The 16796-nt window shown below is 53.0% G+C and carries 9 protein-coding genes; 7 read left to right on the top strand and 2 right to left on the bottom strand.

The genetic code is table 11. From position 1 onward, the window contains the following. The first annotated feature begins 243 nt into the window (after positions 1-243). From metA to aceK, 4 genes are all read left to right on the top strand, one after another. A complete protein-coding gene (metA, locus tag K7X24_RS19180) occupies positions 244-1173 on the top strand; it encodes a homoserine O-acetyltransferase MetA (RefSeq protein WP_224557624.1) in 930 nt (309 codons plus the stop codon). Positions 1174-1456: 283 nt separating this feature from the next. After that, positions 1457-3055, top strand: coding sequence for a malate synthase A (gene aceB, locus K7X24_RS19175; RefSeq protein WP_224557622.1), 1599 nt, complete (start codon positions 1457-1459; stop codon positions 3053-3055). Between the two features lie 31 nt (positions 3056-3086). Continuing rightward, entirely contained in the window at positions 3087-4394 is a 1308-nt protein-coding gene (gene aceA / locus K7X24_RS19170; RefSeq protein WP_224557620.1) for an isocitrate lyase, read from the top strand. A 48-nt stretch (positions 4395-4442) separates the two neighbouring features. Further along, a complete protein-coding gene (aceK, locus tag K7X24_RS19165; RefSeq protein WP_224557618.1) occupies positions 4443-6170 on the top strand; it encodes a bifunctional isocitrate dehydrogenase kinase/phosphatase in 1728 nt (575 codons plus the stop codon). Between the two features lie 338 nt (positions 6171-6508). On the opposite strand, the gene iclR is transcribed toward aceK, so the two are convergent. Further along, on the bottom strand, positions 6509-7339 hold the full coding sequence (gene iclR, locus K7X24_RS19160) for a glyoxylate bypass operon transcriptional repressor IclR (protein WP_010310516.1): 831 nt from the start codon (positions 7337-7339) through the stop codon (positions 6509-6511). A 385-nt stretch (positions 7340-7724) separates the two neighbouring features. Between iclR and metH the strand changes: the two genes are divergently transcribed. The 3 genes from metH to K7X24_RS19145 all read left to right on the top strand — a co-directional run bounded on the left by metH (position 7725) and on the right by K7X24_RS19145 (position 15185). Next, positions 7725-11408 carry a methionine synthase gene (gene metH / locus K7X24_RS19155; protein ID WP_224557606.1) on the top strand — a complete coding sequence of 1228 codons (3684 nt, stop codon included), beginning with the start codon at positions 7725-7727 and terminating at the stop codon, positions 11406-11408. A gap of 513 nt (positions 11409-11921) precedes the next feature. After that, positions 11922-12878 carry an AraC family transcriptional regulator gene (locus K7X24_RS19150; RefSeq protein WP_224557586.1) on the top strand — a complete coding sequence of 319 codons (957 nt, stop codon included), beginning with the start codon at positions 11922-11924 and terminating at the stop codon, positions 12876-12878. 204 nt (positions 12879-13082) lie between these two features. Then, positions 13083-15185: a ferrioxamine B receptor FoxA gene (locus K7X24_RS19145; RefSeq protein WP_224557584.1), complete on the top strand. Its 2103-nt coding sequence runs from the start codon at positions 13083-13085 to the stop codon at positions 15183-15185. 72 nt (positions 15186-15257) lie between these two features. Here the strand turns inward: K7X24_RS19145 and K7X24_RS19140 are convergent, their stop codons facing one another. Further along, a complete protein-coding gene (locus tag K7X24_RS19140; protein ID WP_224557582.1) occupies positions 15258-16712 on the bottom strand; it encodes a DASS family sodium-coupled anion symporter in 1455 nt (484 codons plus the stop codon). Positions 16713-16796: the final 84 nt, after the last annotated feature.

Below are 16796 nucleotides of genomic sequence, written 5' to 3'. Positions count from 1 at the left end.
AAGATAACAGTCATCAGTTGTCGTAAAGCCAGACTCATTGTTATTTCTGAGATTGCTCCCCTGAGTGATTCCGACGCGCTTGAACGTATTCAGCAGACGTCGTGCTGATGATATGCAGTGTGTCCTGTCTCGTGAAACATTTTCACCTTATGCGTTGAGCGCTCGACATTAGTACGAAAATTCGCTATCTTCGGGCATCTGGATGTCTAAACGTTTAAACGTATGCTTTGAGGATATAAGGTTATGCCAATTCGGGTTCCTGATGAGTTACCAGCTGTCAATTTTCTGCGTAATGAGAACGTCTTTGTGATGACGTCCTCGCGTGCTAAAACGCAGGAAATTCGTCCCCTCAAAGTGCTGGTTCTGAACCTGATGCCTAAAAAGATCGAGACTGAAAACCAGTTTCTGCGCCTGTTATCCAACTCCCCCTTACAGATCGATATCCAACTGCTACGTATCGATAGCCGTGAGTCGAAGAACACGCCAACCGAGCATTTGAATAACTTTTACTGTAATTTCGACGATATTCAGGACGAAAATTTTGATGGCCTGATTGTGACTGGTGCACCGCTGGGATTAGTCGATTTCTGTGATGTTGTGTATTGGCCACAGATCGCGCGTGTCATTGAATGGGCAAAAGAGCATGTCACATCCACATTGTTTGTGTGTTGGGCTGTACAGGCTGCTCTCAATATCCTTTACGGCATTCCCAAAATGACCCGCGAGGAAAAGCTATCCGGTGTTTACCTACATCAAACGTTGCAACCCCACGCTTTGCTGACCCGCGGTTTTGATGAAACGTTCCTGGCACCACATTCACGCTATGCGGATTTTCCGACTGATGTAATTCGTCAGCATACGGATTTAGAGATTCTGGTTGAGTCGGAGCAGGCCGGAGCCTATCTGTTTGCCAGCAAAGATAAACGTTTGGCGTTTGTTACCGGACACCCAGAGTATGATGTCTTGACGCTAGCGGGCGAGTTTTTCCGCGATTGTGACGCTGGATTGGATCCGACTGTGCCAGTGAATTATTTCCCCGATGACAATCCTGAACTGGCACCGAAAGCGAGCTGGCGTAGCCACGGTCATCTGTTTTTTGTTAACTGGCTGAATTACTATGTTTACCAGATTACGCCTTACGATTTACGTCGTATGAACCCTACGCTGGACTAGCTCATCCCAATTCTTTTCTCTGAGGCACCTTTAAAGGTGCCTTTCTTTTTTCTGCGGAACTATTCCATTCTCGTTATTGATTGAAAGCCATTTCTCTTCTTTTTTTATTTTAATCTTCATTTTTATCATGATCTTATTTTTGTTTTTACGTAAAAATGGAAATTGTTTTTGATTTTTTTTTTTATTGTATTACGCTTAATTCTGTCGGCTAAGAAATGTACATACTGGTTTGCCGATTTGGCGGTTGTTGATAAATGAAGCGGAATCTGAAAAGGAACCACGAATGATGCAGCAGACGATAAACAGAGAATTGGCGTTTAGTCAGCGTTTTGGCGAAGGTGAGAAGCAAATTCTTACGGAAGAAGCGATTGATTTCTTAACGGAGCTGGTCGCGCATTTTACGCCAGCTCGTAATCAATTACTCGCCGAACGGCAGGTACAACAGCGTAGTATCGATCAGGGTAAATTGCCTGATTTTATTTCAGAAACGGATTCCATTCTTGATAAGACATGGACAATACGCGGTATTCCCGATGACCTTCAGGATCGTCGTGTTGAGATTACCGGTCCGGTCGAACGAAAGATGGTGATCAACGCGTTGAATGCCAACGTGAAAGTTTTCATGGCGGACTTTGAGGATTCGTTGTCACCGAGTTGGGAAAAAGTGATCGACGGGCAAATCAACTTGCGTGATGCCGTATGCGGTACGATTTCCTACATCAATGAAACAGGAAAAATCTACCAGCTGAAACCCAATCCTGCCGTATTGATTTGCCGGGTACGTGGTTTGCATTTGCCTGAAAAACACGTGTCCTGGCAGGGGGAAGCGATTCCCGGCAGTCTGTTCGACTTCGCGCTGTATTTTTTCCACAACTATCAGGAACTGCTGAAGAAAGGGAGCGGTCCTTATTTCTATCTGCCAAAGACGCAGTCATGGCAGGAAGCGGCCTGGTGGAATGATGTCTTCTGCTACACGGAAGATCGCTCTGATCTGCCGCGCGGGACGATCAAAGCAACGGTGTTGATTGAAACGTTGCCCGCCGTTTTCCAGATGGACGAGATCCTCTACCATCTACGTGATCATATCGTTGGGCTGAACTGCGGCCGCTGGGATTATATCTTCAGCTATATCAAAACATTAAAGAACCACAGCGACCGCGTTTTGCCCGATCGCCAGTCGGTGACGATGGAAAAACCCTTCCTTAGCGCTTATTCGCGGCTGTTGATCAAAACCTGTCATCGCCGTGGCGCGTTCGCCATGGGCGGGATGGCGGCGTTCATCCCAAGTAAGGATACGGAACGCAATAACTGGGTGTTGGATAAGGTACGTAAAGACAAAGAGCTGGAAGCTCACAATGGCCATGACGGCACTTGGGTGGCCCATCCGGGGCTGGCCGATGCCGTGATGGAGGTGTTCGACCGAGCATTAGGTGAACGCAAAAATCAGCTCGATATCAGCCGTGAACACGATGCGCCTATTCGTGCAGAAGAGCTGCTGGAGCCTTGCCCGGGAGAGCGAACGGAAGTGGGGATGCGTGCGAATATCCGCGTTGCGGTGCAGTACATCGAAGCATGGATATCCGGTAATGGCTGCGTCCCGATTTATGGACTGATGGAAGATGCGGCGACGGCAGAAATTTCTCGCACGTCAATCTGGCAGTGGATTCGCCACGGCAAGACGTTGAGCGATGGTCGTGTAATCACCAAAGCGCTGTTCCGCCAAATGCTGGCCGAAGAGATGTTCGTGATTCAAGAGGAACTCGGTGATGCCCGTTTCAGTGGAGGGCGCTTTGATGAAGCCGCTCGGCTGATGGAAAAAATTACCACGCAGGATGAGCTGATCGACTTCCTGACGCTACCTGGCTACGCATTGCTTGATTAATCCTGACTGATAATAAAAAGGAACCTCTGCTATGACGACCTCTCGTACCCAACAAGTCCAGCATATCGAAAAAGAGTGGAAAACCGCCCGCTGGGAAGGTATTACGCGCCCCTACAGCACAGAAGATGTGATTAATCTACGGGGATCGGTGAACCCGGAATGCACGCTCGCACAGCTCGGCACGGCAAAGCTATGGAACCTGCTGCATGGTGGCTCACGCAAAGGCTATGTTAATTGTCTGGGCGCGCTGACGGGAGGACAGGCTTTACAGCAGGCGAAAGCGGGCATCGAAGCGATTTATCTTTCCGGTTGGCAGGTGGCGGCGGATGCCAATCTGGCGTCCAGCATGTATCCCGACCAGTCGCTCTACCCAGCGAATTCCGTACCCGCGGTGATTGAACGCATCAATAACACCTTTCGGCGCGCCGATCAGATTCAGTGGTCGAACCGCATTGAGCCGAGTGATAAGCGTTATACCGACTACTTTCTGCCAATTGTTGCGGATGCGGAGGCGGGGTTTGGCGGCGTGCTTAATGCGTTTGAGCTGATGAAGTCGATGATCGAAGCGGGCGCGGCGGCAGTTCACTTTGAAGATCAACTGGCATCGGCGAAGAAATGTGGCCACATGGGCGGCAAAGTGCTGGTGCCGACTCAGGAAGCCGTTCAGAAGCTGGTTGCAGCGCGTCTGGCTGCGGATGTTTTGGGTGTCCCCACCTTGCTGGTCGCGCGAACCGATGCGGATGCGGCGGATTTGTTGACCTCCGATTGCGATGAGTATGACCGTGATTTCATCACCGGAGAACGTACGGTGGAAGGTTTCTATCGCACGCGAGCTGGGATCGAGCAGGCGATCAGCCGTGGTCTGGCGTATGCGCCTTATGCCGATTTGGTGTGGTGCGAAACTTCAACGCCGGATTTATCGCTGGCGCGTCGTTTTGCCGAGGCCATCCATGCGAAATTCCCCGGTAAGTTGCTGGCGTACAACTGTTCGCCTTCCTTTAACTGGAAGAAGAATCTGGATGACAGCACGATTGCGCGTTTTCAGGATGAGCTGTCGGCGATGGGCTACAAGTACCAATTCATTACGCTGGCCGGCATCCACAGCATGTGGTTCAACATGTTTGACCTGGCGCATGCCTATGCGCAGGGCGAAGGAATGAGGCACTACGTAGAAAAAGTGCAGCAGCCTGAATTTGAAGCGATTAAAGACGGCTATACCTTCTCATCGCATCAGCAGGAGGTCGGGACTGGCTACTTTGATAAGGTAACGAACATCATTCAGGGAGGCGAGTCTTCAGTGACGGCGCTGACGGGATCGACGGAAGAACAGCAGTTCTGATCCTGCCCGGCCAGCGTTTGGCTGGCCGGGTCTCATCTGGAGATCATGATGACGCGTGACCTTGAAAAGCTGGTGGCGCAAACGATCCTGCAAGGGTTTGATGCGCAATATGGACGTTTTCTCGAAGTGACAGCGGGTGCACAGCAGCGCTTTGAACAGGCTGACTGGCCCGCCGTACAACAGGCAATGAAACAGCGTATTCACTTATACGATCACCACGTTGGTCTGGTGGTCGAACAGTTGCGCTGTATTACCGGTATTCGCTGCGATGATGCGGATTTTTTGGCTCGTGTGAAGCATATCTATACCCGCTTACTGCCGGACTACCCGCGTTTTGAGATTGCAGAGAGTTTCTTCAATTCCGTCTACTGTCGGCTGTTTAACCATCGGGAACTGGCACCTGACAAACTGTTTGTTTTCAGTTCTCAGCCGGAACAGCGATTTCGTGAGATCCCCCGGCCTATCGCCAAGACGTTTGTGCCCAGTGACGGCTGGCAGAGCATGCTGGAAAAGCTGCTGGGTGACGTGCCGCTGCGTTTACCGTGGGAAGATTTGCCGCGTGATATTGGTTATATCACGGCGTATTTACAGCGCACCTTCTCAACGGAGCTGCTTGAGCACGCGACGTTACAGGTGGCGAATGAGCTGTTTTATCGTAACAAAGCGGCCTGGCTGGTGGGCAAACTGTCGCTCCCTGACGGTGTTTTCCCGTTCCTGCTGCCGATTCACCACAACGAACGCGGTGCGCTATTTATTGATACCTGCTTAACCAATCAGGCTGACGCGAGCATTGTGTTTGGTTTCGCCCGTTCTTACTTCATGGTATATGCCCCCCTGCCGTCGGCGCTGGTGGCCTGGCTGCGTGATATTTTACCGGGGAAGACGACAGCGGAGCTGTATCTGGCCATCGGCTGCCAGAAGCACAGTAAAACTGAGTATTACCGCGAATATCTGCACTACATTGCCGAATCAAAAGAGCAATTCATTATCGCCCCCGGCGTTAAAGGTATGGTGATGCTGGTGTTTACGCTGCCTTCCTTCGATCGCGTATTTAAGGTCATCAAAGATCGTTTCGCGCCGCAGAAAGAGGTGAGCGCCGAGCGGGTCATGGCGTGCTATCAACTGGTGAAAGAGCACGATCGCGTCGGGCGCATGGCGGATACGCAGGAATATGAAAACTTCGTCATTGATAAGCATCGCATCAGTCCAGAGTTGCTGGATGAGCTGTGGCGGGAGGTGCCGGAAAAACTGGAGGATCTGGGCGACCAACTGGTGATCCGACATTTGTATATGGAACGCCGGATGACGCCGCTGAACCTTTATTTGGAACAGGCAAACGCACAGCAGCTGCACGATGTGATTGAAGAGTATGGTAATGCCATCAAACAGCTGGCTGCTGCAAATATTTTCCCCGGCGACATGCTATTCAAGAATTTCGGCGTCACACGTCATGGGCGAGTCGTCTTTTATGACTACGATGAAATTTGCTACATGACTGAGGTGAATTTCCGCAAAATACCGCCGCCACGTCACCCAGAGGACGAACTGGCCGCAGAGCCGTGGTACAGCGTCGCGCCGAATGACGTGTTTCCCGAAGAGTTCCCCCATTTCCTGTGCAGTGACCGTCACATTCGTACGCTATTTGAGGAAATGCACGGCGATCTGTTTTGCGCGGACTACTGGCGAGCACTACAGCAGCGCATCAGGGAAGGGCACATTGAGGATGTTTACGCCTACCGGCGGAGGAAGCGTTTTAGTCAACGTGTTGAAATTTAAGCGTGGCTCGTTATTCGTTAATTTATTCTGTCTCAGAGGGCGTTTCGTGCGCCACACCCCTGCCATTCACATGCGATACCGTATACGCGCCCGACGTAGGGCGGCTCAGTCGCCGCCGCCCTACGAACCCAGGCTTCCGACTAAATTATGCCGCTACGCGGTCCCATCGATGCTCTTGACCGCTAGTCGAGCCGCCAGTGACGCGTTCCCGACGCGGCACTGGCTTTCGCGACGTCCTGTCGCTCACTCGGCGGTCAAGTTCACCGCTGCATAATTTTCACGCCGGGCAATAGTAAAACTCGTCATAACAAGCTCTTATTACGAGAAATACTCGTTATTCATAACCCGCTGTATTCCTGCATGACCTGTTTCGCCGCTTTGATCACCAGTGCGCCGAGTTCTGTGACACGGTCGTCCGTGATGCGCGACACGGGGCCAGAGATGGAAATGGCGGCGAAGGCTTCGTGATGTTCATCCAGAATACAGGCCGCGATACAGCGTAGCCCCAGCGCGTGCTCTTCGTCATCAAACGAATAGCCCTGTTTGCGAATCAGAGACAGGTTTTCTTTCAGGGCTTGTGGCGAGCTAAATGTGTGTGGCGTGTAGCCATGCAGCCCTTTCTTGTGCAGCAGTTGGGTGACCTGAGCATCAGGTAAATGCGCCAGAAACGCTTTTCCGGCACCAGAGGCATGCATCGGTAATTTACCGCCGATAGGGGCGGACATGCGCATCAGCGCCGTACATTGCACCTGATCGATGATGATCGCCTGACTGTCGGTCTGATCGAGCACGGCCAGATTGACAGTTTCGCCAGAATCTTCCATTAGCTTGCGTAGTATCGGATGCACAATGGCCAGCAGGTTGCGGCTTTGCAGAAAGCTGCTGCCGACGATAAACGCGTGTGAAGCAATCGTCCACAGCCCCAAGTCGCCAACCTGACGCACAAAGCCCTGTTGCTGCATGGTGGTGAGCAGGCGGTGGGTCGTGGAATTCGGTAAACCGGCCTGTTGAGCGAGATCGGTTAGTGCCACGCTGCCGTTTGCTTTGGCGATATATTCAAGCAGCGTCAGGCCACGGGTCAGCGACTGAACCTGCCCGGTTGGCTGCGCGGTGGTGCCCGTACTGGCTCTGGGTTTCTTCCCGCGTTTGGCTGGCTCTGGTGGCGTCATGGCGTCGATTCCTTTTTAGGGTTATGGAATTGATTTTCGTTTTTTTACCACAGAATGCAACTCTTCTTTCTCTGCGCTTTTTATCGGCGAATGATCTGAAAAAGTCTCATGCTACACGGCGTTAGCGTGCTCATAACTTATGCTAGGATATACCCGTCATACTCCAAGCTACATGTGCGTTGGCAATACTCGGCTCTCTGAGCCTCGCTCTGAAGAGCCGCCGCAAGCGACGTTCAAATCGGCTTAGCCGATTTGTCCTTACTCACCCCAGTCACTTACTTATGTAAGCTCCTGGGGATTCGTGCGGTTGCCGCCTGCATGCAACTCGGATTATTTTGGGTATAGACACTACATATCGTATTTATTGGCTGGGAATGGGGTTCGCGTGAGTAATCGGGTAGACGAATTGCGGCGTCAGTTGGCGCAACGCATTATGGTGCTGGATGGTGGTATGGGTACCATGATTCAGGGTTATCGCCTGCAGGAAGTAGATTATCGCGGTGCGCGCTTTGCTGACTGGCCGAGCGATGTGAAAGGAAATAACGATCTGCTAGTGCTGACCAAGCCGCAGGTGATTAGTGAAATCCATGACGCCTATCTGGAAGCCGGTGCCGATATTCTCGAAACCAACACCTTCAACTCCACCACCATTGCGATGGCGGACTATGATATGGAAGCGCTGTCGGCGGAAATCAACACCGTCGCCGCACAGCTGGCGCGTGCCAGCGCGGACAAATGGACTGCCTTAACGCCGGATAAGCCACGTTATGTTGCCGGTGTGCTTGGCCCGACAAACCGCACCGCGTCGATCTCCCCCGATGTTAACGATCCCGCGTTTCGTAACGTGAGTTTTGATCAACTGGTGGAAGCGTATCGCGAATCGACACGCGCCTTGATCGCGGGCGGTGTCGATCTGATCATGATCGAAACTATTTTCGATACCTTGAATGCTAAAGCGGCGAGTTTCGCCGTCGAAAGTGAATTTGAAGCGTTAGGGATCGTGCTGCCCGTGATGATTTCCGGCACGATCACGGATGCGTCAGGGCGTACGCTGTCCGGTCAAACCACGGAAGCCTTTTACAATTCCCTGCGTCATTCCCGTCCGCTTTCCTTCGGCCTGAACTGTGCATTGGGGCCGGATGAGCTGCGCCAGTATGTCGCTGAACTATCACGTATTTCAGAATGCTATGTGAGCGCACATCCGAATGCGGGGCTGCCTAATGCCTTCGGGGAATACGATCTGGATCCGGCCGATATGGCGAAACATATCGGAGAATGGGCGCGATCCGGCTTCCTGAATATCGTTGGCGGTTGCTGTGGATCGACACCTGCGCACATTGCCGCGATGGCGAAAGTGGTGGAAGGCGTGCCGCCGCGTAAGCTGCCGGAGATCCCGGTGGCCTGCCGTTTATCTGGCCTGGAACCGCTGAATATCGATGCCAACACCCTGTTTGTTAACGTCGGGGAGCGGACGAATGTCACCGGCTCCGCACGTTTTAAACGATTGATAAAAGAAGAAAAATACAACGAAGCGCTGGATGTCGCCCGTCAGCAGGTGGAAAGCGGCGCGCAGATCATCGATATCAATATGGATGAAGGCATGCTGGATGCGGAAGCGGCGATGATCCGTTTCCTGAATCTGATTGCCGGTGAGCCTGATATCGCCCGTGTGCCGATCATGATCGACTCCTCAAAATGGGATGTGGTTGAGAAAGGGCTTAAATGCATTCAGGGCAAAGGGATTGTTAACTCAATCTCCATGAAGGAAGGCGTTGAGGCCTTTATCCATCACGCTAAGCTGGTGCGGCGCTATGGCGCCGCCGTGGTAGTGATGGCCTTCGATGAAGTCGGGCAGGCAGATACCCGCGCGCGTAAAATTGAAATTTGTAGCCGGGCGTACCGCATCCTGACGGGAGAAGTCGGCTTCCCGCCGGAAGACATTATTTTCGACCCAAACATTTTCGCCGTGGCAACGGGGATCGACGAGCACAACAACTACGCGGTGGATTTCATCGAAGCCTGTGCGGACATCAAGGCGCAGCTACCGCATGCGATGATCTCCGGCGGCGTATCCAACGTTTCCTTCTCATTCCGTGGTAACGATCTGGTCCGTGAGGCGATCCACGCCGTCTTCCTGTATTACGCGATCCGCAATGGGATGGACATGGGGATCGTGAACGCCAGCCAGTTGGCGATCTATGACGATCTCCCTGTTGAGCTGCGCGATGCCGTTGAAGATGTAATCCTTAACCGTCGCAGCGATGCTACCGAACGTATGCTCGATCTGGCAGAAAAATATCGCGGCAGCAAAACGGAAGATGAAGGCAGCAAAACGCAGGCGGAATGGCGTGGCTGGGACGTGAGGAAGCGTCTGGAGTATTCACTGGTTAAAGGTATTACCGAATTCATCGAGCTGGATACCGAAGAAGCGCGACAGCAGGCGACGCGGCCGATCGAGGTGATCGAAGGCCCGCTGATGGACGGAATGAACGTGGTCGGCGACCTGTTCGGTGCGGGGAAAATGTTTTTGCCACAGGTAGTGAAATCCGCCCGTGTGATGAAGCAGGCGGTGGCCTATCTCGAACCCTATATTGATGCTAGCAAAGACAAAGGTTCTTCCGCTGGGAAAATCCTGCTGGCGACCGTAAAAGGTGACGTCCACGATATCGGCAAGAATATTGTCGGCGTGGTGCTGCAATGTAACAACTACGAAATTATCGATCTTGGCGTAATGGTGCCGACGGATAAAATCCTGAAGACCGCGCGTGAAGAGAATGTCGATATCATCGGGCTGTCCGGGCTGATTACACCGTCGCTGGATGAAATGGTCAACGTGGCGAAAGAGATGGAGCGTCAGGGCTTCACGCTGCCGCTGCTGATTGGCGGCGCGACGACCTCTAAAGCGCATACCGCTGTGAAGATTGAGCAGAACTATAGCGGCCTAACAGTCTACGTGCAGAATGCCTCGCGCTCTGTTGGTGTGGTGTCGGCCCTGCTGTCCAGTACGCAGTATGCCGACTTTGTTGCGCGCACTCGTAAAGAGTATGAAACCGTGCGTATTCAGCACGCGCGTAAAAAACCGAGAACGCCGCCCGTGACGCTGGAAGCGGCTCGTGCTAACGCCTCCGATCTGGATTGGGAAAACTACACGCCGCCGGTTGCGCATCGTCTGGGTGTCCAGGAAGTGACGGCCAGCATTGAAACACTGCGCAACTACATCGACTGGACGCCATTCTTTATGACCTGGTCGCTGGCCGGAAAATATCCTCGCATTCTGGAAGATGAGGTGGTGGGTGACGAGGCCAAGCGCCTGTTTGCCGATGCCAATGTGATGCTGGACGACTTATCCGCACGCGGCGCACTGAATCCCCGTGGCGTGGTAGGCCTATTCCCAGCGAACCGCGTTGGCGATGACGTGGTGATTTATACCGATGAACGGCGTGAAACGGTGCTGTCAGTCAGTCATCACCTGCGTCAACAGACGGAAAAAACCGATTTCCCGAACTACTGTCTATCTGATTTTGTTGCACCGAAATCCAGCGGCAAGCCGGATTATTTGGGAGCCTTTGCGGTGACCGGCGGGTTGGAAGAGGATACGTTGGCCGATCTGTGGGACGTTCAGCATGATGATTACAATAAGATCATGGTGAAGGCGATCTCTGACCGTCTGGCGGAAGCTTTTGCGGAATATTTGCACGAGCGCGTGCGTAGGGTTTATTGGGGCTATGTGCCAAATGAGAACCTGAGTAATGAGCTGCTGATTCGTGAGAGTTATCAGGGTATTCGTCCCGCACCAGGCTATCCGGCTTGTCCAGACCACACGGAGAAATTACAAATCTGGAAACTGCTGGAGGTGGAAAAACACACCGGCATGAAGCTCACCGAATCCTATGCCATGTGGCCGAGTGCGTCAGTATCCGGCTGGTATTTCAGCCATCCTGACAGCAAATACTTTGCCGTCGCTCAAATCCAGCACGATCAGGTGGAAGATTACGCGGTACGTAAAGGGATGGATGTGAGCGAGGTTGAGCGCTGGCTGGCGCCGAATTTGGGCTATGATGCGGATTAAGGAATTGAGTAAGTGACTTACTGATATTGTTGTCTGAATTATGTATTGCAGGGTGGGCGTTTCGTGCGTGATGAGCCACATTTTTCTCTGTGACACTAGCGCCACGCCCGACATAGGGCAGCTCAAACGCCGCTTGCCCTATGTACCCAGGCTATTGGCTGAAATCCTGCCGCTACGCGGTGCCTTCGGAATCATTGAACGCTTATCGAGCCGCCAGTGACGCGTTCCCTACGCGGCACTGGCTTTCGCGACGTCCTGTCGCTCACTCGGCGTTCACTGATACCTCAGCATGATTTCTGATGCCAGCCAAAGAACCTTCCCTACGCTAACTAAGGTGTTCAGGATTTAGAATGCATTTCAATGAGAATAGTTATCAGTCTTATTGATGCGCTCGCTACGCAATGATAAGGTGAATAACGATCTCTGTAGCGAATACGTCGCTGCGTCACGTCATTTCCACTAACCGCAGGCCTGATTCTGGGCGTTAAACAGGATGAGGGTATCTTCCCGCTCATGCTAAAACGACTCTTTTCCATTGAGGATTTCTTCGACATCGGTGAACGTTACGGGATTGATTACCACTTCCCGCAGCTATCGTCCTGCCGTGAGCGCGCGAAAGAAAAGCGTATCGTGGTGCAGGGTGATGTCGAAGAGATGACGCTGTCCTCCGGGATTTGCCTGACGAATTCTAACGTGCGCGTGTTGCAGCCTTACGAATCGACGTCTTTGCATTGCTGTCCGTTCTATACACTGGTTGTGCTGGAAGGTCGTGTCGCGCTGCGTCTGAACGGCAAGGAATTTGTTGTGCGCTCAGGTATGGCATTCAGCACCCGGCTGGGTGACCCGTTAGTCATGAACGCCAGCCACCTTGCGGACTGTCACCTTCGTACCGTGTCGCTGGGTATTTTTCCCACCACTTTCGCTTTGGATCCGCTGTTGGGCTCGCTGCTGAGCGAGTGGGAACAGGGCGGTAATCCGACGTTTTTATGGCAGGTTCCCGGCTATTTATTATCTGGGTTGCAGCACGCGCTGGAAAATACCGTGCCGGGATTATCGCGCCAACTGATGCTGGAAGGTGTGATGCTACAGTTGCTAGGGCAAGGTCTGTCATTCGGGCAACGTGGGGGAGAACGGCGCGTATTGCCCCCGCCCGGCGAACAGGATCGACTGGAGAACGTTCGGCGGCTTCTGGCGCAACAGCCTGAAAAAGAGTACACCCTCAATGAACTGGCGCAGATGGCCGCGATGAGCACCAGTAGCCTGCGTACCAAGTTCCGTCAGGCGTATGGTCATTCGGTTTTTGACTACCTGCGTGACTGCCGGCTGGAACTAGCTCGATGCTATCTGGTGCAGGGATACAGCGTTCAGCAGGCGGCCTGGATGTCGGGTTACCAGCACGCCACCAACTTTGCCACGGCTTTCCGGCGGCGTTACGGTATGGCGCCGAGCGATGTGCGCATGGTCAGCTAACGTTTCCTTCCTTATCAACATCAATCCATATCAACTCATTGACCCTTTACGTCTGACTTTTCCGCCGTGCCGCTCATCTGGGTTTTTCTCGCTGAGTTCCCGTTTTGTCATTGCGCATACGTAAGCTGTCACTGCGCATAGCTATCGCCAGACCGAAAACGGTAATAATTCTTATTTACAATAATAAGGTCTGTGGAGATTCCCATGTTCAGAAAAACGCGGCTGGCGCTGGTGGTTGGCTGTTTCACCAGTGGATTGACGGTGTCGGCACTCGCGCAGGATACGCCATCTTCTTCTCAGGGCGAGACGCTAGTTGTGACGTCTCAAACACAACGTGGTGCAACCAAGCTGGAAACGCCCGATATTGAGACTCCTCAGGCCGTTTCTATCATTACGCGCGACCAGATTCAGGAGCAGGGTGCGACCAGCGTTCGTCAGGCGGTCGGTTATACGCCGGGCGTGTATAACAACCAAATCGGCGCGTCTAACCGCTTCGACTACATGGTATTGCGCGGCTTTTCCGATGGCAGTCTCGATAACGTCTATCTCGACGGGCTGAAGATGATGGGGGATACCAACTCCCATAGCTCACTGGTTATCGATCCCTGGTTCCTCGACAGCATTGAAGTGGTCAGAGGCCCGGCTTCCGTACTCTACGGGCGTTCTTCTCCGGGCGGGATTGTGGCGCTGAATTCCCGTCAGCCGTCGTTCGATCGCAGCGGACAGATCAAGCTGTTCGCAGGCAACAATGCACAACGTGGTGCGGCGTTCGACGTTACCGGTCCGTTGGATGATGACGAACGTTTTGCGTTCCGCCTAGGCGGGATGGTGCGTGAGGCGGATACCCAATTTGGGCCGCTGAAAGAAGAGCGCTATGCGATTGCGCCTAGCCTGCTGTGGCGGATTTCCGACAAAACTCGTCTGGAATTTATGGCTTATCTGCAACGCGATCCTGAGGGCGGCAGCCATTCGGGTTTACCGTATGAAGGCACCGTGGTGGCGCATAACGGGCAGAAAATCTCGAACACCTTCTATGAAGGGGAAGAGAATTATGAGAAATACGACCGTAAGCAAAACATGGTGGGATACAACTTTGAGCATGGTTTTGATAGCGGTTGGGCGGTACGTCAAAAAGTGCGTTATCTGCGTACCAAAGTGCACTTGGATCAGGTGTACGCCTATGGTTGGACGCAGCCTAACGCCGACACGCTGACCCGTTACTACTCGGGTTCCCGTGAGTCGCTGTCTGCGTTAACGTTAGATAATCAGCTCGATGGCAGCGTGGATACCGGTGCGGTGAACCACCGTCTGCTGGTGGGAATCGACTATCAGCAGCGTAATAATAATGTGGACTGGCCTTCGGGTTCTTTCCCTGCGATCGATGCGTTTAACCCTGTCTACGGTTCGGGCCCAACGGCCATGTCTGGCACGCTGGAAAAGCACAAGCTGCAACAAACGGGCATCTATATGCAGGATCAAATGAGCTGGGAGCGCTGGCGCTTAACGCTGGGCGGTCGCCATGATCGGGTGAAAGTGACCCACGTTAACCATACCAACGGCACACACAGTGAGTTGGATAAAAACAACTTTAGCTCGCGCGCCGCCTTACTCCACCTATTTGATAATGGCTTGGCACCGTATGCCAGCTATTCTACGGCCTTTACGCCAACCAGCTTCGCCGATGATAACGGCAACGTGCTGGAACCGATGAAAGGCAAGCAGTGGGAAGCTGGGATGAAATATCAGCCTGAAGGTTCTCAGGGTCAATACAGCCTGTCGGTATTCCGTATTAACCAGAAGAATGTGGCGACGAAAGTTCAGCCTAACGATCCTTATCGCTCCGTGGGTGAAATCGAGTCTGAAGGGGTGGAACTGGAGGCCGTGAGCCATATTACCGACAATCTGCGTCTGCAAGCGGCCTATACCTATACGGATATTCGCTATAAGAAAAGCAGCGTAGCCGAGCAAGGAAAACGTGCGGTGTACGCGCCGCGCAATCAGGCCAGCGCCTGGGCCAGCTATGATGTGAAAAGCGGTCCGCTGGACGGTCTGACGCTTGGTTCTGGCGTGCGTTACGTGAACGGTGTGACTTCCGATCGTGCCAATACTCACACGCTGCCTTCTTATACGCTGGTGGATATGGCGGTGGGATACGATCTCTCGAAGGTCGGTCTGAAAGGGCTAAGTGCGCAGCTTAATGTCAACAACCTGACCGACAAACGCTACGTGGCGGCCTGTAACTCGCTGGAGTTCTGCTACTTCGGTGCCGAGCGTAGTGTCGTCGGCAGCGTCTCTTATTCGTTCTGATCGCGTTTGTTGCTGTAATGCAAAGAAAAAGCCGAGGTAACCCGGCTTTTTCACATCATGATTCGCTAACCATTAATACAGGCCAATCGCTTTCCACCACAGCAGACCCGCGCTCATGAAAATCGCCTGATTCACCAGACTGACGACGAAACCGGTGCGCCACCAGACGGCGGTGGGCACGTAGCCCGCGCCGAACAGGATTGGGCCGCGCGCGTGCGTATATTGCGTCAGTGAACAGTACAGGCTGCTGGTAAACGCTAGCATGAACGCCATTGGTACCGCTGGAATATTCAGGTTGATCCCGACACTGAGGAATACGGCAAAAAGTGCGGCGATCTGCGCGTTGCCGCTGGCGAAGAAATAGTGAGTGTAGAAATAGGCGGCATTCAGCAGCAGCAGCACCAATACCCAGCTGGTTCCCTGCATTAAATGACCGATGTTGCTGCCGATGAGATCGCCAAACCAGTTGGTGAAGCCGAGCTTTTTCAACTGATTCGCCATCATCAGTAGGGCGGCGAACCAAATCAGCGTATCCCAGGCTCCTTTCTCACTCTTCACGTCTTCCCAGCTCAGTACGCCGGTTAACAGCAGGAAAGACAGCCCGACGAACGAGGCCGTCGTGGCATCCACGCCTAATTTATCGCCAAAAATCCACAGCACCAGCAGCAGGACGACGGTGAATGCCATCAGCCATTCACCGCGGCTCATATTGCCCATTTTTGCCAGTTCGGCGACAGCCAGTTTTGGTGCATCCGGCGTATGGCGAATTTCTGGTTTGGTCAGCCAGTAGACGAGCAGAGGGACAACGGCCAGAGAAATCAAACAGGGCACAAGCGCTGCCAGAAACCAGCTTCCCCAGGTAATCGTCACGCCTGCGTTGGCTGCCAGTTTCACCGCTAGCAGGTTGCCGGTGTAGGCGGTCATAAACATCGCCGCCGTCACATCGTTAACGTTACCGATACAAGTGATCAGGAAGGTGCCAATCTTACTGCGCGAGGCATCTTCCGGTTTGGAGTCGAAGCTTCGCGACAGCGAGTCGGCAATCGGATAAATAATCCCGCCGCAGCGTGCCGTGTTGCTTGGCATCGCGGGGGAAAGCACCAGATCGGCAAAGGCCAGTCCGTAAGCCAGACCCAACGTGCGTTTTCCCAACATGCGGATCATCTGCAAGGCGATGCGGCGGCCCAGCCCTGTTTTGATAAAGCCGCGTGCGATCATGAAGGCGACAACAATCAGCCAGATCAGCGAGCTGTTCAGGTCGCTGAGTGCAGTTTGTATCGCGCCGCTGGCCGTTTTATCCCCCGCGGCATACGTCAATGCAAAGAGCGTGATACTGATAATGCCGATGGCCCCAATCGGAAGTACGTTCGCGACAATACAGACGATCGTGGCCACGAAAATGACGGCGGAGTGCCAGGCGGCGGGGCTTAGGCCGGTAGGGGGCTCCATTTGCCAAAAAAAAGCGGCGATGGCGAGAATAATGATTAGCGGGAGCCAGTTCAGTCCATAAGAGGTTTTCGTCTTCATCCATTTTCCTTACTCTGGATCAGCAGGATTGTGTGGGGTTGTAACCCATAAGAGTTATAAGGATAAAAAGAGCATAGCGTTAAC

Source organism: Pectobacterium versatile (assembly GCF_020166435.1).
GTDB classification, from domain to species: domain Bacteria; phylum Pseudomonadota; class Gammaproteobacteria; order Enterobacterales; family Enterobacteriaceae; genus Pectobacterium; species Pectobacterium versatile.
The sequence above is the reverse complement of the archived record's forward strand: the minus strand, read 5'-3'. Positions and strand labels throughout refer to the sequence as shown.